19 protein-coding genes and 4 tRNA genes are annotated in these 18807 nt (G+C 70.5%); 14 read left to right on the forward strand and 9 right to left on the reverse strand.

The genetic code is table 11. The annotated features are described in order from the left end of the window. A complete protein-coding gene (gene gloB / locus IWH25_RS14050) occupies window positions 1-786 on the reverse strand; it encodes a hydroxyacylglutathione hydrolase (protein ID WP_203386407.1) in 786 nt (261 codons plus the stop codon). Between the two features lie 27 nt (window positions 787-813). Here gloB and IWH25_RS14055 point away from each other — a divergent pair, with 27 nt between their 5' ends. From IWH25_RS14055 to nosD, 4 genes are read left to right on the forward strand one after another with little or no spacing between them, the layout of a single operon-like run. Continuing rightward, window positions 814-1545 carry a class I SAM-dependent methyltransferase gene (locus IWH25_RS14055; protein ID WP_203386408.1) on the forward strand — a complete coding sequence of 244 codons (732 nt, stop codon included), beginning with the start codon at window positions 814-816 and terminating at the stop codon, window positions 1543-1545. Then, window positions 1535-2002: a ribonuclease HI gene (rnhA, locus tag IWH25_RS14060; RefSeq protein WP_203386409.1), complete on the forward strand. Its 468-nt coding sequence runs from the start codon at window positions 1535-1537 to the stop codon at window positions 2000-2002. Before IWH25_RS14055 ends, rnhA begins: the two co-directional genes overlap by 11 nt. 58 nt (window positions 2003-2060) lie before the next feature. Further along, window positions 2061-2774: a DNA polymerase III subunit epsilon gene (dnaQ, locus tag IWH25_RS14065; protein WP_203386410.1), complete on the forward strand. Its 714-nt coding sequence runs from the start codon at window positions 2061-2063 to the stop codon at window positions 2772-2774. Then, a complete protein-coding gene (gene nosD, locus IWH25_RS14070) occupies window positions 2735-3967 on the forward strand; it encodes a nitrous oxide reductase family maturation protein NosD (RefSeq protein ID WP_203386411.1) in 1233 nt (410 codons plus the stop codon). The genes dnaQ and nosD overlap by 40 nt, the downstream gene beginning before the upstream one ends. Here nosD and IWH25_RS14075 read toward each other — a convergent pair. After that, window positions 3964-4794 carry an SIR2 family NAD-dependent protein deacylase gene (locus tag IWH25_RS14075; RefSeq protein ID WP_238998909.1) on the reverse strand — a complete coding sequence of 277 codons (831 nt, stop codon included), beginning with the start codon at window positions 4792-4794 and terminating at the stop codon, window positions 3964-3966. The two genes, nosD and IWH25_RS14075, sit on opposite strands and share 4 nt — an antisense overlap. A gap of 44 nt (window positions 4795-4838) precedes the next feature. Here IWH25_RS14075 and IWH25_RS14080 point away from each other — a divergent pair, with 44 nt between their 5' ends. Then, window positions 4839-4985, forward strand: a complete 147-nt coding sequence (locus tag IWH25_RS14080; RefSeq protein ID WP_203386412.1) for a hypothetical protein — start codon at window positions 4839-4841, stop codon at window positions 4983-4985. Here the strand turns inward: IWH25_RS14080 and IWH25_RS14085 are convergent. From IWH25_RS14085 to IWH25_RS14100, 4 genes are all read right to left on the reverse strand, one after another. Continuing rightward, complete coding sequence (locus IWH25_RS14085) at window positions 4966-6075, reverse strand: acyltransferase family protein (protein WP_203386413.1); 1110 nt, start codon at window positions 6073-6075, stop codon at window positions 4966-4968. The genes IWH25_RS14080 and IWH25_RS14085 overlap by 20 nt on opposite strands. Before the next feature lie 77 nt (window positions 6076-6152). Then, window positions 6153-6539, reverse strand: coding sequence for a hypothetical protein (locus IWH25_RS14090; RefSeq protein ID WP_203386414.1), 387 nt, complete (start codon window positions 6537-6539; stop codon window positions 6153-6155). Between the two features lie 29 nt (window positions 6540-6568). Continuing rightward, window positions 6569-6763 carry a hypothetical protein gene (locus IWH25_RS14095; RefSeq protein ID WP_203386415.1) on the reverse strand — a complete coding sequence of 65 codons (195 nt, stop codon included), beginning with the start codon at window positions 6761-6763 and terminating at the stop codon, window positions 6569-6571. A 163-nt stretch (window positions 6764-6926) separates the two neighbouring features. After that, window positions 6927-7001: transfer RNA gene (locus IWH25_RS14100), tRNA-Val, on the reverse strand. Window positions 7002-7096: 95 nt separating this feature from the next. On the opposite strand from IWH25_RS14100, the gene gltX reads away from it, so the two are divergent. From gltX to IWH25_RS14120, 4 genes are all read left to right on the forward strand, one after another. Beyond that, complete coding sequence (gltX, locus tag IWH25_RS14105; protein WP_203386416.1) at window positions 7097-8488, forward strand: glutamate--tRNA ligase; 1392 nt, start codon at window positions 7097-7099, stop codon at window positions 8486-8488. A gap of 82 nt (window positions 8489-8570) precedes the next feature. Beyond that, window positions 8571-8646, forward strand: a tRNA-Ala gene (locus tag IWH25_RS14110). Window positions 8647-8695: 49 nt separating this feature from the next. After that, window positions 8696-8771: transfer RNA gene (locus IWH25_RS14115), tRNA-Glu, on the forward strand. Between the two features lie 47 nt (window positions 8772-8818). Next, window positions 8819-8895 (forward strand) — tRNA-Asp (locus tag IWH25_RS14120). 50 nt (window positions 8896-8945) lie between these two features. Here the strand turns inward: IWH25_RS14120 and IWH25_RS14125 are convergent. Beyond that, window positions 8946-9428 carry a Spy/CpxP family protein refolding chaperone gene (locus IWH25_RS14125; protein WP_203386417.1) on the reverse strand — a complete coding sequence of 161 codons (483 nt, stop codon included), beginning with the start codon at window positions 9426-9428 and terminating at the stop codon, window positions 8946-8948. A 191-nt stretch (window positions 9429-9619) separates the two neighbouring features. Here IWH25_RS14125 and IWH25_RS14130 point away from each other — a divergent pair, with 191 nt between their 5' ends. The 5 genes from IWH25_RS14130 (at window position 9620) to IWH25_RS14150 (ending at window position 15143) form a co-directional block, all read left to right on the forward strand. Further along, the gene (locus tag IWH25_RS14130) at window positions 9620-10348 is read left to right on the forward strand and encodes a response regulator (RefSeq protein WP_203389258.1); all 729 of its coding nucleotides are present in this window, start codon (window positions 9620-9622) and stop codon (window positions 10346-10348) included. Beyond that, window positions 10348-11694, forward strand: a complete 1347-nt coding sequence (locus IWH25_RS14135) for an ATP-binding protein (protein WP_203386418.1) — start codon at window positions 10348-10350, stop codon at window positions 11692-11694. The genes IWH25_RS14130 and IWH25_RS14135 overlap by 1 nt, the downstream gene beginning before the upstream one ends. A 173-nt stretch (window positions 11695-11867) precedes the next feature. Continuing rightward, a complete protein-coding gene (locus IWH25_RS14140) occupies window positions 11868-12632 on the forward strand; it encodes an NAD-dependent deacylase (protein WP_203386419.1) in 765 nt (254 codons plus the stop codon). 139 nt (window positions 12633-12771) lie between these two features. Continuing rightward, window positions 12772-14445: a lytic transglycosylase gene (locus IWH25_RS14145; RefSeq protein WP_203386420.1), complete on the forward strand. Its 1674-nt coding sequence runs from the start codon at window positions 12772-12774 to the stop codon at window positions 14443-14445. A 95-nt stretch (window positions 14446-14540) separates the two neighbouring features. Beyond that, on the forward strand, window positions 14541-15143 hold the full coding sequence (locus IWH25_RS14150) for a YIP1 family protein (RefSeq protein WP_203386421.1): 603 nt from the start codon (window positions 14541-14543) through the stop codon (window positions 15141-15143). Between the two features lie 82 nt (window positions 15144-15225). On the opposite strand, the gene IWH25_RS14155 is transcribed toward IWH25_RS14150, so the two are convergent. After that, window positions 15226-17262, reverse strand: coding sequence for an ABC transporter ATP-binding protein (locus IWH25_RS14155; RefSeq protein ID WP_203386422.1), 2037 nt, complete (start codon window positions 17260-17262; stop codon window positions 15226-15228). After that, window positions 17262-18677: an ABC transporter permease gene (locus IWH25_RS14160; RefSeq protein ID WP_203386423.1), complete on the reverse strand. Its 1416-nt coding sequence runs from the start codon at window positions 18675-18677 to the stop codon at window positions 17262-17264. Before IWH25_RS14160 ends, IWH25_RS14155 begins: the two co-directional genes overlap by 1 nt. Window positions 18678-18807: the final 130 nt, after the last annotated feature.

Here is an 18807-nt window from a genome sequence, read left to right on the forward strand (position 1 = left end):
TCAGAACTCGTTGCGCCAGCCGCGGATCGCGGCGAACACCGCCACCTCCCCCGTCGCCGCCGGATCGCGGCGCCGCGCCGCGGCGACCACCGCCGGCTCGGTGCAACGCAGGAAGGGGTTGGTCGCCTTTTCCAGCGCGATCGTCGACGGCAGCGTCGGCGCGCCGCGCGCGCGCGTCGCCGCGGCGTCGGCGATGCGCCGGCGGAGCGCCGGATTGTCCGGCTCGACCGCCGCCGCGAAGCGCAGGTTCATCTCGGTGTATTCGTGCGCGCAATAGACTTCGGTGTCGTCCGGCAGCGCCGCGAGCCGCGCCAGCGACGCCGCCATCTGCGCCGGCGTGCCCTCGAACAGCCGCCCGCAACCGGCGCCGAACAGCGTGTCGCCGCAGAACAGCCGCTTGCCGGAACGGTAGGCGAGATGGCCGCGCGTGTGGCCGGGCACGGCGAGGACGTCGAAGGCGGCGCCGAGGCCGTCGATCGCGATCCGCTCGCCGCCTCGAAGTGGGTGGGTGAGGCCTGTGATAGACTCGGCAGCCGGTCCGTAGACCGCCGCCCCGTAACGGGAAACGAGGCGTTCGACGCCGCCCTGGTGGTCGGCGTGGTGGTGCGTGACGAGGATCGCGCCAAGGCGCAGCCCGGCTTCGGCAAGCGCGGCCTCGACCGGCGCCGCGTCGCCGGGGTCGACCACCGCCGCGCAACCGTCGCCGGCGAGCAGCCAGATGTAGTTGTCGCGGAAAGCCGGCAACGGCCGGATGTCAAACGAAGCGGAATCGGATCGGGCGCTCATCGCCTTATTGTCGGAGAAGCACGCCTAATGTCAAACGCTGCGCTCGAACGCTGGCTGCTGTCGCCGCCGGGCCGCTACGTGCTCGACTGGGAGTGCGCGCGCATCGACGCGACGGTCGCCGACGTCTTCGGCTACAACGCGCTGCAGCTGGGGATGCCGCAGATCGACCTGCTCGCGCAGAACCGCATCCCGTTCCGCCAGCGTGCCGGCCTGCCGACCTCGGACGGCCGCATCGACGTCAACTGCGATCTGCGCCAGCTGCCGATCGCCGCGAACAGCATCGACCTCGTCGTGCTGCCGCACGTGCTGGAGTTCTACGAGGAGCCGCACCAGATCCTGCGCGAGGTCGAGCGCGTGCTGATCCCGGAAGGGCAGGTCGTGATCACCGGCTTCAACCCGTTGTCGCTATGGGGCGCGCGCCGCTATCTGCCGCCGCGCTCGGCGGAGTTTCCGTGGCAGGGGCAGTACCTGACGCTGCGGCGGGTCAAGGACTGGCTGCAGCTGCTCGGCTTCGAGGTCGACAAGGGCAGCTTCGGCTGCTACGCGCCGCCCTGCAAGACTGCCCCCTGGCTGCAGCGCTGGCAATTCATCGAGCACGCCGGCCGCCACGGCTGGCCGTTCGCCGGCGGCGTCTATCTGGTGCGCGCGATCAAGCGCGTGCACAGCATGCGCCTGGTGCTGCCGGCCTGGCGCAACGGCAAGGCGCGCGCCAAGGCGCTGTCGCCGCTCGCACAGAAGGAGAGCCCGCATGGGCAATGAGGACAAGAACGACATCATCGACATCTGGGCCGACGGCGGCTGCCGCGGCAACCCCGGCCCCGGCGGCTGGGGCGTGCTGCTGCGCGCCGGCGCGCACGAGAAGGAACTGTGGGGCGGCGAGCCGGCGACGACCAACAACCGCATGGAGCTGACCGCCGTCATCCGCGCGCTGGAGGCGCTGAAGCGGCCGGTGCGCGCGCGCGTCCACACCGACTCGCAGTACGTGCAGAAGGGCATCAGCGAGTGGATTCACGGCTGGAAGAAGAACGGCTGGAAGACCTCGGACAAGAAGCCGGTGAAGAACGCCGACCTGTGGCAGGAACTCGACCAGCTGGCCGCCAGGCACCGGCTGGAATGGCTGTGGGTCCGGGGCCACGCCGGCGACCCGGGCAACGAGCGCGCCGACGCGCTGGCCAACCGCGGCATCGACGAACTGGGCGGCGCACCGCGCGGCTGAGCCCGAACCCGACCCCGATCAAGCCGCCGGCGGCAACGCTGCGGCAGAATGCGAAACCATGCGACAGATCTTCCTCGACACCGAAACCACCGGCCTCGAAACCCGCCTCGGCCACCGCATCATCGAACTGGCCTGCGTCGAGATGGTGAACCGCCGGCTGACACGGCGCCACCTGCACTACTACGTCAATCCGGACCGCGACATCGACGAGGGCGCGCTCGCCGTGCACGGCATCAGCCGCGAGTTCCTCGCCGACAAGCCGCGCTTCGGCGAGGTCGCCAACGAATTCCTCGACTTCATCCGCGGCGCCGAGCTGGTCATCCACAACGCCGCGTTCGACGTCGGCTTCCTCGACTACGAGCTGAACATGCTCGGCCTGGCGCCGATCTCGACGGTCTGCGCCAACGTCCGCGACACGCTGAAGATGGCGCGCGAGCTGCACCCGGGCAAGAAGAACAACCTCGACGCGCTGTGCGACCGCTACGGCGTCGACAACTCGAAGCGTTCGCTGCACGGCGCGCTGCTCGACGCCGAGATCCTTGCCGACGTCTACGTCGCGATGACGCGCGGCCAGGAAAGCCTGATCATCGACCTCGCGCCGCAGCCCGGCGCGCAGCTCGAGGTCGCCGCCAACCGCGAACGGCGGCCGGCGCCGGTGCTGCGTGCGAGCGACGACGAGCTGGCCGAACACGCGCGCGTGCTCGCCGCGATCCAGAAGGAAAGCAAGGGGAAATGTCTCTGGCTGCCCGCCGAGCCGCCGGCGCAATCCTGATCCTGCTCGTTCCGCTGCTCGCCGGCGCGGCCGATGCCGCGCCGCAGCCGCTGCAGCCCTGGCTCGACGCCGCCCCCGCCGGCGCCGTGCTGCGCCTGCCGCCCGGCACCTATGCCGGGCCGGCCGTCCTCGCCAAGCCGCTGACCCTCGACGGCGCCGGTGCCGTCACCCTCGACGGCGGCGGCCGCGGCAGCGTGCTCACCGTCCGCACCGGCGGCGCCGTCGTGCGCGGCCTGCGCATCGTCCGCTCCGGCGAATCGCACGACGCGGTCGACAGCGGCATCGTCGTCGCGGGCGACGGCAACCGCATCGAGGACAACGTGGTCGAGGACGTGCTCTTCGGCATCACGCTGCACGGTGCCAACGACAACCTCGTCGCCGGCAACCGCATCCGCTCCAAGCCCTGGGACATCGCCGACCGCGGCGACGGCCTGCGCCTGTGGTACAGCATGGGCAACCGCATCGAGAAGAACGACATCGCGCAGATCCGCGACGTGACGATCAGCAACTCGCCGCGCAACCGCTACGTCGGCAACACCATCCGCGACAGCCGGCGGGCGATGAACTTCCTCTTCTCGCACCGCAGCCTGGTCGAGGGCAACCGTCTGTCGCACAACGCCACCGGGCTGACCATCCTCAACTCCGACGGCATCGTCATCCGCGGCAACCATATCGCACATGCGATCGACGCCTCCGGCGCCGGCATCGCGCTGAAGGAGTCGAGCGCGGCGCTGGTGCACGACAACGACATCCTGCACTGCGCGGTCGGCGTCCTTGCCGACTCGCCGCTGCACTCGTTGAACCGCATCAGCATCGTCGGCAACCGGCTGTCGCACAACGTCACCGGCATCAGCTTCTACGGCGAGCGCGGCGGCCACCTGGTGCTCGCCAACCGCTTCGAGCACAACCTGTGGCAGGCAACCGTCGGCGGCGACGAGCGTGACGACCGCAACGTCTGGCAGGGCAACTACTGGGACGACTACGAGGGCTTCGACCGCGACGCCGACGGCGTCGGCGACACCCCCTACGAGATCCGCGCCTACGCCGACCGCATCTGGATGGACACCCCGATGGCGCGCTTCTTCCGCAACTCGCCGGTGCTCGAGCTGCTCGACTTCCTCGAACGGCTGGCGCCGTTCTCCAGCCCGGTCCTGATCCTGCGCGACCCGCAACCGGTCGCGCACAAGCGTTAACCGAGCAGCGCGTCGATCGCCGCCAGCGCCGCCGAGGCACCGAGCGGCAGGCCGAGCGCGCGCGCCAGGCCGCATTCCGGCGCGTCGGGGTTGATCCGCAGCAGCGGCACGCCGAGCGATTCGCCGAACCAGCGCACGGTCGGCACCGCCAGCCCGGCGCCCAGCTCGACCACCAGCAGCCGACCGACCCGCCGCCGCCAGGCGTCGAGCCGCACCTGCTGGCCCTCGCTGCGCGCCCCGACCCACCCCGTGTCGCCGAACATCAGGATGTTCGGTCGCGCCAGCCCGCCGCAGTGCGGGCAGCGCGGCGGCGCACCGCGCAGCCGGCACGCCGCCGCGTCCACCTCGGGCAGGAAGCCGTCCGCCGACCAGATCGCGTCGCTGCAAGGCACGGCGCACTGCAGGTGATGGATCGAGCCATGCACTTCGCAGATCCGCGCCGGATCGAAACCCGCCTTCTGGAACTGGCCATCGACGTTGCTGGTAAACACGAAGCCGCCGTCCGCCATCCGCGCCGCCCACTTCTTCAGGATCGCAAAGCCCGCATGCGGCTGCGTGCGGCGGTAGAGATCGAGGCGATGACCGTAGAAGCCCCAGGCCAGCGCCGGATCGGCGCGGAACGCGGCCGGGTTGGCGATTTCCTCGAAGGCGATGCGGGCGCGGCCGAGAGCCGGGTAGGCCCGCCAGAAGCCCTGCGTGCCGCGGAAGTCGGGCAGCCCGGAATCGACGCCCATGCCGGCACCGGCGGCAACGAGCAGGCCGTCGGCCTGTGCCACCCATTCCGCCGCACGAGCGAGCGCAGCGGAGAACGCGGAATCGTCAGTCAACCTTTCGCCTTTCGCTGCCGTTAAAATTGCCACAGGAGAACCACATGAACACCGAACGACCCACCGATTATCCGCTGCCCACCCTGTTCTTCACCCCGCTCGCCCACTGGTACGCCGGCTTCGACTACGCCTTCGGCTACCAGATCAAGCTGGTTTGGGACTTCTGGGGTATCAGCGACGACCTGCACTGAACGCCGCGCGCCATCCGGCCGGCAGCCAGCGCCGGCGGCTTTCGACGTGGCGGAAGAAGAACGCCCCCGCCGCCGTCGCGCTGGCCCAGGCGAACAGCAGCGCGAGCACGTCCGCCGCGTCGCCCGCCGCCCCCAGCCGCACGTAACCGGCGCTGACCAGCATGAAGACCGGGAAGTGCACGAGGAATACCGAGAACGAGATCCGGCCGAGATAGCCGGGCAGCGCCGAATCCGGCCAGCGCTGCAGCCAGCCGCGGCGGCGCGCGAGCGCGAGCAGTAGCGCGACGGCCAGCGCCAGCGCGACGCGCAGGCGGAAGTCGAGCAGCAGCGCAACGGCGACAACGGCCGCCACCGCCAGCAGCCACCCCGGTGAACGGGCGCGGTCCGACAGCCACCAGGCGAACACCCCCAGCGCGTAGGCGTAGAAGAAGTACAGCCCCCAGTTGTCGAGTCCGGCATCGCGGTTGAACGAGAACAGCGAGGCCAGCGCGAGCAGCGCCACGCCCGCCAGCGCCAGCGCCGCCCGCCGCCCCTCGCCGGCCCGGCCGCACAGCCAGAACAGCGCGACCAGCAACGCATAGAGCTGCAGGTCGACCGGCACGTACCAGACCCCGGTCGACAGCGACGGCACGCCGAGCAGGCTGTGCAGGAAGACGACGTAGGCGAGCAACTCGGCCGCCGTCGGCGCCGCCGGCACCATGTCGCCGGCGACGCTGCCACGCGCGACGGCCGCGGCGGCGACAGCGAGCAGGATCGAGACGAGGAACGGCGGCGCCAGCCGCGCGTAGCGGCGCCAGATCAGCGGCAGCGGTTTGAGCGCCGCCGGCGCCCCGTCCGGCGCCAGTGCCCGTGCCGCGAGGAAGCCGGCGACGACGAGGAAGACTTGCACCGCCATCCGCCCGTAGTCGTACAGCCAGCCGCTCAACGCCGGCAGCAGCCGGTTGGCGGCCTCGGCGAGCGGCCCGTAGCTGACCAGATGGTGGAGGAGGATCAATTGCGCGGCGACGCCCTTCAACGCGTCGATCAGCGGCATGCGCTCGGCGGCCGCGACTGCCTGCTCGTGGCTCGGTTCCGGGAAGGCCGGAGTCATCTTCGTTCCTGCAATAAACGCAAAAGGGCCGACCTGCGGTCGGCCCCGTTCCTGCGCGCCGGTCGCGCGCGCCATCTTCAGGCGGTGACGTTGATCAGCGTCCCCGTCGTCTGCCCGTCGGCATTGACCACCGGCGCCGGCGCCGCGTCGAGCGCGGCCAGTCCCTCGGCGATACCCTCGCGGATCGACTGCAGGCCGCTGTCGACGCGGCCCAGCGATTCCAGCGACACCACCGCCTGCCGCGCCGCGCCGGCCTCGCCTTGCGCCTGATCGGAGCGCACCTTCAGGTTGCGTGCATTCTCCTGCGCCTGATCGGCAGCCTGCTGTGCGCCGCGCGCCTGCGCGCGCAACGCACGTGCCGCCGTCTCGGCTTGCTCCGCGCGCTGCTGCGCCTGCTGCGTACGCAACTGCTGCGAGAACAGGCTGACGGCAGACTGGGTACCGGCAACCGACAGCGTGGCCATCCGGCGCCTCCCTTTTCCAGCCCCGCCCGTCAGGCGGTGACGTTGATCCGCGTACCGGTGGTCTGCCCTTCGGCGTTCTTCACCGGCCGCGGCGCTTCCTCGTTCTGCTCGGCACGCTGCTCGGGCGGCGGCGCGGGCTGCTGCTCGGCCGGGCGGGGTTCCGTCGTTTGCCGGGCGGCGGCAGTGACAGTGGCCGACGAGGAAGCTACGGATTCGACTGCCATGATCATTCCCCTTTTTCAGGTTCGCCTATATGCACTTTACACCATGCATCGCGAATTTCCACGCACAAGGCGATACAAAACCGGGACTTAGGAGAGGCCGGGAGGACGCAGCACGGGGCCGCGAAAACAAAAAAGCCGGCAAAAGCCGGCTTTTTCGCGGGTTTGGTGGGCGGTACTGGGATCGAACCAGTGACCCCTGCCGTGTGAAGGCAGTGCTCTACCCCTGAGCTAACCGCCCGATAGAGGCGCGCATTAAACCACAATCGCCGGCGGCGGGTCAATTTTTCGCCATTGCGGGTAAAATGCGCGGCTTTTCCCCCTTCGGCTACGACCATGGTCCGCACCCGCTTCGCCCCTTCCCCGACCGGCTTCCTGCACATCGGCGGCGCCCGTACCGCGCTCTTCTCGTGGGCCTACGCCCGCCGCCACGGCGGCCAGTTCATTCTGCGCATCGAGGACACCGACGTCGCCCGCTCGACGCAGGAGGCGGTCGACGGCATCCTGCAGGCGATGGACTGGCTCGAGCTCGGCTACGACGAAGGCCCGTTCTACCAGATGCAGCGCATGGACCGCTACAAGGCAGTCGTCGCGCAGATGCTGGAAGCCGGCACCGCCTACCGCTGCTACGCCTCGCCCGAGGAGCTCGACGCCATGCGCGAGGCGCAGCGCGAACGCGGCGAGAAGCCGAAGTACGACGGGCGCTGGCGCCCCGAGCCGGGCAAGACGCTGCCCGAGCCGCCGGCCGGCGTGGCGCCGGTGATCCGCTTCCGCGGCCCGACCGACGGCATCGTCGGCTGGGACGACAAGGTCAAGGGCCGCATCGAGTTCGCCAACGCCGAGCTCGACGACCTGATCATCGCCCGCCCGGACGGCACGCCGACCTACAACTTCTGCGTCGTCGTCGACGACTGGGACATGGGCATCACCCATGTCATCCGCGGCGACGACCACGTGAACAACACGCCGCGCCAGATCAACATCCTCAAGGCGCTCGGCGCGCCGGTGCCGACCTACGCGCACGTCTCGATGATCCTCGGCGACGACGGCCAGAAGCTCTCCAAGCGCCACGGCGCGGTCAACGTCATGGAGTACGAGCAGAACGGCTACCTGCCGGAAGCGATCGTCAATTACTTGGCGCGGCTGGGCTGGTCCCATGGCGACGACGAGATCTTCTCGCGCGCGCAGCTGGTCGAGTGGTTCGACCTCGACCACATCACGCCGTCGGCGGCACAGTTCAACACCGAGAAGCTGAACTGGCTGAACGCGCACTACCTCAAGCAGGCCGATAACGCGCGCCTCGCTGCGCTGGTGCAGAAGCGCTTCGACGAGCGCGGCGTGACCGTCACCGGATCGCCGTCGCTGGCAGCGATCGTCGACCTGTACAAGGAGCGCGTCGGCAACGTGAACGAACTCGCCGACGCCGCCGAGGTGTTCTACATCGACCTGCATCCGCGGGCCGAGATCCTCGCGCAGCACCTGACAGAAGAAGCGAAGCCGGCGCTCGCCGATTTCACCGAAGGCGTGAAGAGCGTCGCCTGGGAAGCGCCGGCGATCGGCGCCTTGATCAAGGAAACGGTCGGCAAGCACGGCCTGAAGATACCGAAGCTGGCGATGCCGCTGCGCGTGCTGCTCACCGGCCAGGCGCAGACGCCGTCGGTCGACGCGGTGGTCGCGCTGTTCCCGCGCGAGACGGTGCTCGCCCGCCTGCAGCGCGGTCTCGGCTGAGCGCGCAGAAAATTTCCGTGCTCGCGCAAACTTCGCTTTACAGGGGGCACCTCGCTCCCTATAATGCGCGCTTCTTTCGAGCGGGGGTATAGCTCAGCTGGGAGAGCGCTTGCATGGCATGCAAGAGGTCAGCGGTTCGATCCCGCTTACCTCCACCAGCAAATCGAAAGAAAAAAGGCCGGCAACATCGACCTGAAGCAGCACCGGGTCCCCATCGTCTAGAGGCCTAGGACACCGCCCTTTCACGGCGATAACCGGGGTTCGAATCCCCGTGGGGACGCCAGCCATACCGGCGGTTGCACACGCAGCCGCCCAGCAGCGCACCGACGCGGAGTGGTAGTTCAGTCGGTTAGAATACCGGCCTGTCACGCCGGGGGTCGCGGGTTCGAGTCCCGTCCACTCCGCCACACGACAAAACGCCCAGCAGCCGCTGGGCGTTTTTCTTTTGCGCCGACGCTCAGCCGCGGCCCGGTCGCCCTTCGCCGCCGCGCGGCGCGCCGCGATGGGGACCGCCGAAGGGCTGGAAGCGGTCGAAGACCTTCTGCTGCTCCGGCGTCAGCGTGCCGTAGAAGCTGCGCAGCGAAGCCAGCGCGTCCTCCATCTCCTTCTGCCGTTCCTTGTGCCGCTCGAGCATCTGCGCCATGCGCTCCGGCGCCGGCAGCTTGGCCAGCGCTTCGAAGTCGGGACGCCGTTCCTTCATCTTCGCCGCCTTTTCCTGCATCGCGCCGGACCAGGTCTTCCAGGCGCCTTCCTGCTCGGGGCTCAGCTTCAGTTCGCCGTGCAGCCGTTCGAGGCGGTTGCCGACGAACTTCTCGGCAGCGGCGCCTCCCCTCATGCCCGGGCCGCAGTAGCCGTCGCCGCGCGCCGCGTAGGCGGCGCCGCCGGCGAGCGCACCGGCAACGGCGAGCGTGGCGATGATCATGCGCGTGCTGTGTTTCATGGTGATCTCCTTTTCGGTTGGCCGTGGTCTGTCCACGGCCCCCATTGGACGCCGGCGATGTATCGGGCGTGTGTCGCCCACGGCCGCCAGTCGTAACAACTCGTATCGGCGGCCGCCGCCGATACAGAGCGATACATATGCACCCGCCGGGCGCCGTGACAGGGGCCGGCGCAGGGCCGACAATGGCGGCCATGGACAACAGCGAGCACATTCTCGTCGTCGACGACGACCGCGAAATCCGCCAGCTGGTCGGCGACTACCTGCGCGGCAACGGCTTCCGCATCAGCCTCGCCGCCGACGGCCGGCAGATGCGCGAGGCGCTGGACGGCGCCCGCATCGACCTGATCGTTCTCGACCTGATGCTGCCCGGCGAGGACGGCCTGTCGTTATGCCGCACGCTGCGTGCGACGCCGGCGTTCGCACGCCTGCCGATCCTGATGCTGACCGCGCGCGGCGAAGCGATCGACCGCGTCGTCGGCCTCGAGATGGGTGCCGACGACTACCTGCCCAAGCCCTTCGAGCCACGCGAGCTGCTCGCCCGCATCCGCAACATCCTGCGCCGCGTGCGTGCGCTCCCCGAGCGTCCGGCCGGGCCGGCGCCCCGCTACCGCTTCGCCGGCTGGACGCTCGACACCGGCCTGCGCCAGCTCGCCTCGCCGCAGGCAGTGGTCGTCCCGCTCTCCGGCGCCGAGTACCGGCTGCTGCAGATCTTCCTCGCGCACCCGCAGCGCGTGCTCAGCCGCGACCAGCTGATGGACCTGACCAAGGGCCGCGACGCCGATCCCTTCGACCGCTCGATCGACCTGCAGATCAGCCGCCTGCGGCAGAAGCTCGGCGACGACGCGCGCGCGCCGACGCTGATCAAGACCGTGCGCAACGAAGGCTACGTGCTGGCGACGCCGGTCGAGGAGAGCCGCTGATGCCGGCGCTGCCCGCCCGCCTGCTGCCCGATTCGCTGGCGATGCGCATCTTCCTGGTGCTGCTGCTCGGCATCCTGGTCGCCGCGGCGCTGACCTTCGGCCTCGCCCAGCAGGACCGGCGCGAGGTGATCGCCCATTTCCACGCGCGCGAAAACGCGCAGCGCATCGCCGACCTGCTGCGCATGCTGGCGACCCTCCCCCCGGCGCAGCGCCGGAAGGCGCTCGACGAGCTCAACCCGGCCGAGTGGCGCGCGCTGCCGCTCGCGGACTGCGCCGGCCGGCCGGCGCCGGTGCTCGCGCAGGGACTCGAGGAGCGGCTGGCCGGACGCGTCGGCATCGACGCCGCGGTGCGCCTGCCGCCGCCGGCCGACGCCTCTCCGCAGCACCCGCCGCCGCGGCCGCCGGCGGTCGCCGTGCGCGGCCGCTTCGCCGACGGCGAGACCTTCTGCATCGTGCACCAGGGACAGCGGCGGCCGCCGCCGCAGATCGAGCAGTGGCGCTTCCCGCTCAACCTGGCGCTGTTCGTCGCGCTGATCGCGCTCGTCTGCTGGCTTGCGGTGCGCCTCGCGCTGCGCCCGCTGCAGCGGATGGCCGCCGCCGCCGAGGCCTTCGGGCGCGACCTGCGCCACCCGCCGCTGGCGACCGCCGGTCCGGCCGAGGTGCGGCAGGCGGCGCAGGCTTTCAACGTGATGCAGGAACAGGTACGCGAGGTGATGGCCGAGCGCACGCAGATCCTCGCCGCGGTGACGCACGACCTGAAGACGCCGCTGACGCGCCTGCGCCTGCGCCTCGAATCCTGCACCGACCCGGTGCTGCGCGAGAAGCTCGGCAGCGACCTCGATGCGATGCAGCGCCTCGTCGACGAAGGGCTGGAGCTGGCACGCAGCATGGAAGCGAACGAGGCCGCCGCCCGCGTCGACCTCGGCGCACTGCTCGCCTCGATCGCCGACGACGCCGCCGACGCCGGCCAGCCGGTGCGCTACGAGGGAGCGACCGGGGTGCTCGCCGACTGCCGTCCGAACGGCCTGCGCCGCGCCATCGAGAACCTCGTCGGCAACGCGCTGAAGTACGGCGGGGAAGCCGAGATCCGGCTGGAAGCGACGCCCGCGGCGCTCGCCGTGCGCGTGCTCGACCGTGGCCCGGGGATTCCCGAGGACAATCTCGGCGAGGTGCTGCGCCCCTTCGTCCGGCTGGAAGCCTCGCGCTCGCGCGAAAGCGGCGGCACCGGGCTGGGGCTGGCGATCGCCAGCAACCTGATCGCCGCCCAGGGCGGCACGCTGACGCTGGCCAACCGGCCGCAGGGCGGCCTCGAGGCGCGCATCACGCTGCCGCGCCCGGCGCCCTGAGTAATGCGCTCTGCGCATTACGAAGAAGTACCCTTGGGGTGCGCCCTGAGTAATGCGCTCTGCGCATTACGAAGAAGTACCCTTGGGGTGCGCCCTGACTAATGAGCTCTGCGAATACGAGGAAACGCCCTTGGGGTGCGCCCCGCGGCGCCGCCGCGCGCTATCATGCGGCAATGAATCCCTACCCGGCCATTGCCCGCCAGCTGCGCCAGTCGCAGCGCGTGCTGTTCATCACCGGCGCCGGCATTTCGGCCGACTCCGGCCTGCCCACCTACCGCGGCCTCGGCGGCCTCTACGAGGACACCGCCACCGACGAGGGCTACGCGATCGAGGAAGCGCTGTCCGGCGGCATGATGGCGGCACACCCGGAAATCACCTGGAAATACCTGCTGCAGATCGAGCGCAACTGCCGCGGCGCCCGGCCGAACCTGGCGCACGAGGTGATCGCCTCGCTCGAACGGATCGTCCCGGAGGTGATCGTCTATACGCAGAACGTCGACGGCCTGCACCTCGCCGCCGGCAGCCGCCACGTGATCGAGATCCACGGCAACCTTCACCGCCTGTCCTGCACCCGCTGCGCCTACCGCACTGAGGTCGACACTTACGAGGGTCTCGCCGACCCGCCGCTGTGCCCCCGCTGCGGCGCGCCGATCCGCCCCGCCGTGGTGCTCTTCGGCGAGGCGCTGCCGACCGCGGCGCTGCTGGCGATCGAGGATGCGCTGGCACAGGGCGTCGACATGGTCTTCTCGGTCGGCACCTCGAGCCTCTTCCCGTACATCGTCGAGCCGGTGGTCTGGGCCAGCGCCGAGGGCATCCCGACGGTCGAGATCAACCCTGCCGAAACCGGCGTCAGCGGTATTGTCGACCACGCCATCCGCGCCGGTGCGGCGGAGGCGATGGGGCGCATCTGGCACACGCTCCTCGCCGACGGCGAATGAATCTTCCGCTGCGCCGCAGCATCACCCTCCTCTGACCTAAGTTATAATCGCTAGGTTTTGCAGAACCGCTGAACCGCCAGCCGTTCGCCACCGCGCCGCCGCCTGTCGTTCCGGGCGGAGGACGGCAAGAGGAGACCGCATGACGTTCAGAATCACCCGCGCCCTGCCGCTCGCGCTGCTTGTCCTGGCCCCGGCAGCTCATGCCTCGGACGCCCCGCTCAGCCTGTCGGCGGCCTCCTCGCTCGGCAGCTATGCCGCCCCGGAAGCGAGCGAGGCGCTTGCGCCGGCCGCCGGCGAAACCGGCACGCCGGCCGCCACGCTGCCGACCACCGAACTCAGCGCGCCGCCCACGCTGCCCGACACGATCGATCTGACGGCAACGCCGGACGACCTCTTCGTGCGCATCCGCAACGGCTTCGGCATGCCGAACCTGAACGGTGACCTGGTCCTTTCGCAGCAGCAGTGGTACCTCAACCGCCCGGACTACCTGCGGCGGATGGTCGACCGCAGCGCCCGCTACCTGCACTTCATCGTCGAGGAGCTCGAGCGCCGCGGCATGCCGACCGAGCTCGCCTTCCTGCCGATGGTCGAGAGCGCCTACAACCCGATGGCCTACTCGCGCGCGCACGCCTCCGGCCTGTGGCAGTTCATCCCGAGCACCGGCAAGAACTACAACCTGAAGCAGGACTGGTGGATGGACCAGCGCCGCGACATCGTCGCCGCCACCGGCGCCGCGCTCGACTACCTGCAGACCATCTACGACATGCACGGCGACTGGTTCCTGGCGCTGGCCTCGTACAACTGGGGCGAGGGCGCGGTCGCCCGGGCGATCAAGAAGAACGAGGCGAAGGGCCTGCCCACCGACTACCAGAGCCTGACCATGCCGGCCGAGACGCGCAACTACGTGCCCAAGCTGCAGGCGCTGAAGAACATCTTCTCCAACCCGCAGCTGCTCGCCAGCCTCGACCTGCCGCCGGTACCGAACCGCGCCTATTTCGCCACGGTGACGCCGGGCACCAACATCGACGTCAAGGTCGCGGCAAAGCTCGCCGAGATGCCGGTGCAGGAGTTCGTCGCGCTCAACCCGGCGCACAACCGGCCGGTGATCAAGTCGGAAACGCCGCTGGTGATCCCGGCCGAGAAACTGGAGACCTTCCAGGCCAACCTGGAAAGCCACCAGGAAGACGACAAGCCGCTCTCCAAGTGGCAGACCTACACGCTGAAAAGCGGCGAGAAGCTGGAAAAGGTCGCGCCGCGCTTCGGCATCACGCTGGCCGACCTGAAGCGGGTCAACGGCCTCAACGGCAGGCTGAAGACGACCGCCGGGCTGACGCTGCTGGTTCCCGCCGGCGACGGCGTCGGCAGCGCCGACATGGCCGCGCTGCCGGAGCAGCCGCGCCTGCCGTCGGCCGACCCGGCGCCGGCCAAGGCCGCCGCGGTGGTCGTGCGCAAGGGCGAAACGCTGGCGGCGGTCGCCCGCCGCACCGGCGTCGGCGCCGCCGAGCTGCGCCGCATCAACCGCCTCGCCGGCGACCGCATCGCCCCCGGCACGAAGCTGCTGCTGGCCGCCGCGCCCGCGCCGGCCACCACGGCGCCGGCGACGAAGCCCGCCGTCCGTGCGGGCAAGGCGGCCGTCGCCGCCAGGAAGCCGCGCGTCACCCGCTACACCGTCAAGCGCGGCGACACCCTCTATTCGATCGCCCGCCAGTTCAAGGTCGAGCAGCAGGACCTGCTGCGCTGGAACGGGCCGGCGACGAAAGCCCTGCAGCCCGGCCAGCAGCTGACCATCCAGCTCGCCCAGAACGACGACTGAACGCCCCGCGCCGGCGCGGTCTATAGTGAATGTAGCCCGTTGGAGCCGCAACCGGCCCGGCGACGGCTTTCCTTGCGGGCGGAAGGAGTTTGATCATGCTGATGAACGATATTCCCCGGATGCTCGTTTCCGAAAAGCGTGGCTGGGAGGACATTGACCGCTCGCATTTCTCGCACCGCTGGTTCTTCCGCAGCGTCGTCATGCCGATGTCGCTGCTGCCGCCGGCGCTCTACGCCTACGCCGAACTGGTGCATCCCGGCGCCATCTTCCCGCTGTCGGTACCGGCGGTGACGCCGCTGCAGCTGGCGGTCATGGGCGTCGTCTTCTACGGCCTGCAGCTGGCGATGGTCGCCTACATGGCGATGTTCATCCAGAACATGTCGCTGGCGCACGACCACGACCCCGGCTACGACGGTGCTTACGCGCTGGCGGCGATCGCGCCGGTGCCGCTGTGGCTGTCGTCGCTGTCGATGCTGGTGCCGAGCACCGGCTTCGTGCTGGCCGTCGGCGCGCTGGCGTGGGTGGCATCGATCGCGCTGCTGCGCCACGGCGTGCGGCCGTTGCTGCACGTCCATGACGAGAAGATCGCCCACTACATCGCCAACGTCGTCACGCTCGGCGGCCTGGCGGCGTGGGTCGCGCTGCTCGTCGTCGCCGGCCTGATCTTCAGCGTGCTGATGATCTGGTGGAACATCTGAGCGCCGCCGAAAAACGGCCGCGCCCGGCCCTCGCCCGCCGGCAGGCGGCGGCGGCCGGCCGTTAGCGCGGGACAACCGCCGTTCAGCGGTAGAGGTGGCAACGGACGACGCGCGTCGCCGACAGCGCGCGCTCGTCCGGATAGCGTTCGCGGCATTCCGCCGTGGCGAAGGCGCAGCGCGGGTGGAAGTGGCAGCCCGCCGGCGGCTTCGCCGGCGACGGCGTTTCCCCCGGCAGGCGGATGATGCTGCCGCCCGCCGTTCCGCTCGCCGCCGGCCGCGGCGCCGGCACCGCCGAAAGCAGCGCCTTCGTGTAGGGATGCTGCGGCAGGCGCAGCACTTCCTCGACCGTGCCGCGCTCGACGATGCGGCCGAGATACATCACCGCCACCTCGTGCGCGAGGTGCTCGACGACGCCGAAGTTGTGCGTGATGAACAGGTAGGCCAGCCCGAGCGACGCCTGCAGCTCGCCGAGCAGGTTGAGAATCTGCGCCTGCACCGAGACGTCGAGCGCCGAGGTCGGTTCGTCGCAGACCAGCAGTTCCGGCTGCACCGCCAGCGCGCGGGCGATCGCGATGCGCTGGCGCTGGCCGCCGGAGAACTCGTGCGGGTAGCGGTCGATGGCGCCGGCGTCGAGGCCGACCTGCGCGAGCAACGCCGCCACCGCCGCCCGCGTGTCGCGGCGTGCCGTCGCCAGCAGTGTCTGCATGCCCTCGGCAATGATCTCGCCGACGGTGAGGCGGGGGTTGAGCGACGCGAACGGATCCTGGAAGACCATCTGCATGCGCCGGCGCAGCGGTCGCAGCGCCGACCGCGACAGGCCGGCGATCTCGCGTCCGTCCAGGCGCACGCTGCCGGCGGTCGGCGCCAGCAGCTGCAGCACCGCCTTCCCGACCGTCGTCTTGCCGCAGCCGGATTCGCCGACCAGCGCCAGCGTGCGGCCGGCGGTCAGCGTCAGCGAGACGCCGTCGACCGCGCGCACGTGGCCGACGGTGCGCTGCAGGATGCCGCGGCGGATCGGGAAATGCACCTTGAGGTCGGCGACCTGCAACACCGGTTCGGCACCCGCCGGCAGCACGCTGGCAGCGGCCTCGCCTGGGGCGGCGGCAGCCGGCGGCGACGTCCGTCGGTCCGCCTCCGCCAGCAGATGACAGCGCACGCGTTGCCCGTCGCCGGCATCGGACCAGCCCGGCGATTCGACACGGCAGCGCTCCCAGGCATGCGGGCAGCGCGCAGCGAAGCGGCAGCCGGCCGGCATCGCCGACAGCGCCGGCACCTGGCCGGGAATCGTCGCCAGCCGCGCGCCGCGCCGCGAGAGGTCGGGCAAGGCGGCGAACAGCGCCTCGGTATAGGGATGGCGCGGCGATGCGAAGAACGCCGCCGCCTGCGCCTCCTCGACCAGCTCGCCGGCGTACATGACGCCGACGCGGTGCGCCATGCGCGCGACCACGCCGAGGTCGTGCGTGATCAGCAGCATGCCCATCTCGCGCTCGGCCTGCAGGTCCTGCAACAGGTCGAGGATCTGCGCCTGGATGGTGACGTCGAGCGCCGTCGTCGGTTCGTCGGCGACCAGGAGGCGCGGGTTGCCGGCGAGCGCGATGGCGATCATCACCCGCTGCTTCATGCCGCCGGAGAGCTGGAACGGATATTCGTCGAGCCGCCGCGCCGGATCGGCGATGCCGACCGCGGCGAGCAGCTTCTCGGCCTTGGCGCGCGCCGCGTCGCCGGCGAGATTGCCGTGCCGCGCCAGCACTTCGCCGATCTGGCGGCCGACGGTGAGCACCGGATTGAGGCTGGTCGCCGGCTCCTGGAAGATCATCGCCATGCCGCCGCCGCGCACGCCGCGCATCTCGGCCTCGGGCAGCGCCAGCAGATCGCGCCCTTCCAGCCGGACCGCACCGCCGAGCAGGCGGCCGGCCGCCGGCAGCAGGCGCATCAGCGCCAGCGCCGTCGCCGACTTGCCGCAGCCGGATTCGCCGAGCAACGCATAGGTCTCGCCGGCGGCGACGGTCAAGGAAAGGCCGGACACCGCGGTCAGCGTGCGGCCGCCGGCGGCGAAGCCGAGCGACAGGTCGCTGACTTCAAGCAGCGGGGACGAGTCCAGGTCACGCGCGTCGTTCATCACGCCAACCTCGGGTCGAAGGCGTCGCGCACCGCATCGGCGAGCAGATTGGCGGCGAGCACGAGCACGAACATGAAGGTGAAGGCCGCGGTCAGCGACCACCAGACGACCGGCTCGCGGCCGAGCTCCATGCGGGCGTTGTTGATCATCGTGCCGAAGCTGATCATCGTCGGGTCGACGCCGATGCCGACGTAGGAGAGCACCGCCTCGGCCAGCACCAGCCCGGAGAAGTCCATCACCAGCGCGATGATGACGATGTGCATCAGGTTCGGCAGCAGGTGGCGGCCGAGGATGCGCAGGTCGGAGACGCCGAAGGCCTGCGCCGCCTGCACGTATTCCAGCTCGCGCAGCTTCAGCGCCTCGCCGCGCAGCAGGCGCGCCAGCCCGGTCCAGCTGGTCAGGCCGAGGATGAAGCACAGCGCCAGCAGGCGCAGGTCGGCACGCTCGGCGGCAGTGGCGAACCATTGCGGATGGGTGTCGATCAGCACCTGCATCATCAGCACCGCGGCGGCGATCAGCAGTACGCCGGGAATCGAGTTGAGCGTGGTGTACAGGTACTGGATCAGGTCGTCGAGCCAGCCGCGGAAGTAGCCGGCGACGATGCCGAGGAAGACCGCCAGCGGCAGCGTCACCAGCGTCGTCACCAGGCCGATGACGAGCGCCGTGCGCACGCTCTTCAGCACCTGGTAGAGCACGTCCTGGCCGACCTTGTCGGTGCCGAAGACGTGGTACTCGGCAGCCAGCCCGGCAAGCATGGCGGCAACGGCGAGGACGACGCCGAGCGTCGCCAGCACCGCATTCCAGGCGAAGGCGGTGTCGCCGCGCCACAGCCGGCGCCAGGCTGTGTCGAAGGCGACGCCGTCGCCGGCGGCGACGCGCCGCGCCGCCCCTGCACACAACGCCAGCCAGGCCAGCGCGGCGACCGCCAGCGCGGAAAGCGCACGGCCGGCGATGTCGGCACCGGCACGGCCCTCGTCGTCGCCGAGCGAAGCGCCGCCGTGACGCAGCCGCGGGTAGTCGCGCTGCTTGACGACGCTGCCGTCGGGCTGCCGGATATCCAGCATTTCCTTGGCGTAGGCGCGCGTCGCCAGCGGCGCCGAATAGGTCTTCTCGACGCGCGTGCGCAAGGGCGCCAGCAGCGCGTCGAGCGCCGACAGCACCTCGATCGCGTAGGCCGGCTTTTCACCCTCCTTCGCCGGCAGCTGCGGACGGTAGTGCAGCGAGTCGAGCAGGCCGACCAGCGCGAACACTGCCAGCAGCGTCGCCGCCGCCATCCCCGGCCGGCTGCGGCCGACGCGCGCCCAGGCCGCTGCCAGCAGCGGCTGCCGCGCCGACCACCAGGCGCCGGCGACACCGGCGGCGACGAGCAGCCAGATGAAGAGGTCGGACCAGAGGAGGACGGGCTGGATGCTCATGCCGCTTCCGCCGGGCCGCGCCCCGCAGGAAGCCCCTTCGGGGGGCCCCAAGGAGGCGGCGAGACAAGGCCCGGAAGCCGCATCGGCGGCTGAACCGTGGTTATCCCCTTCCTCGGGAAGGGGGGCGGGG

This window comes from Azospira restricta, from assembly GCF_016858125.1.
Classification (GTDB): Bacteria; Pseudomonadota; Gammaproteobacteria; order Burkholderiales; family Rhodocyclaceae; genus Proximibacter; species Proximibacter restrictus.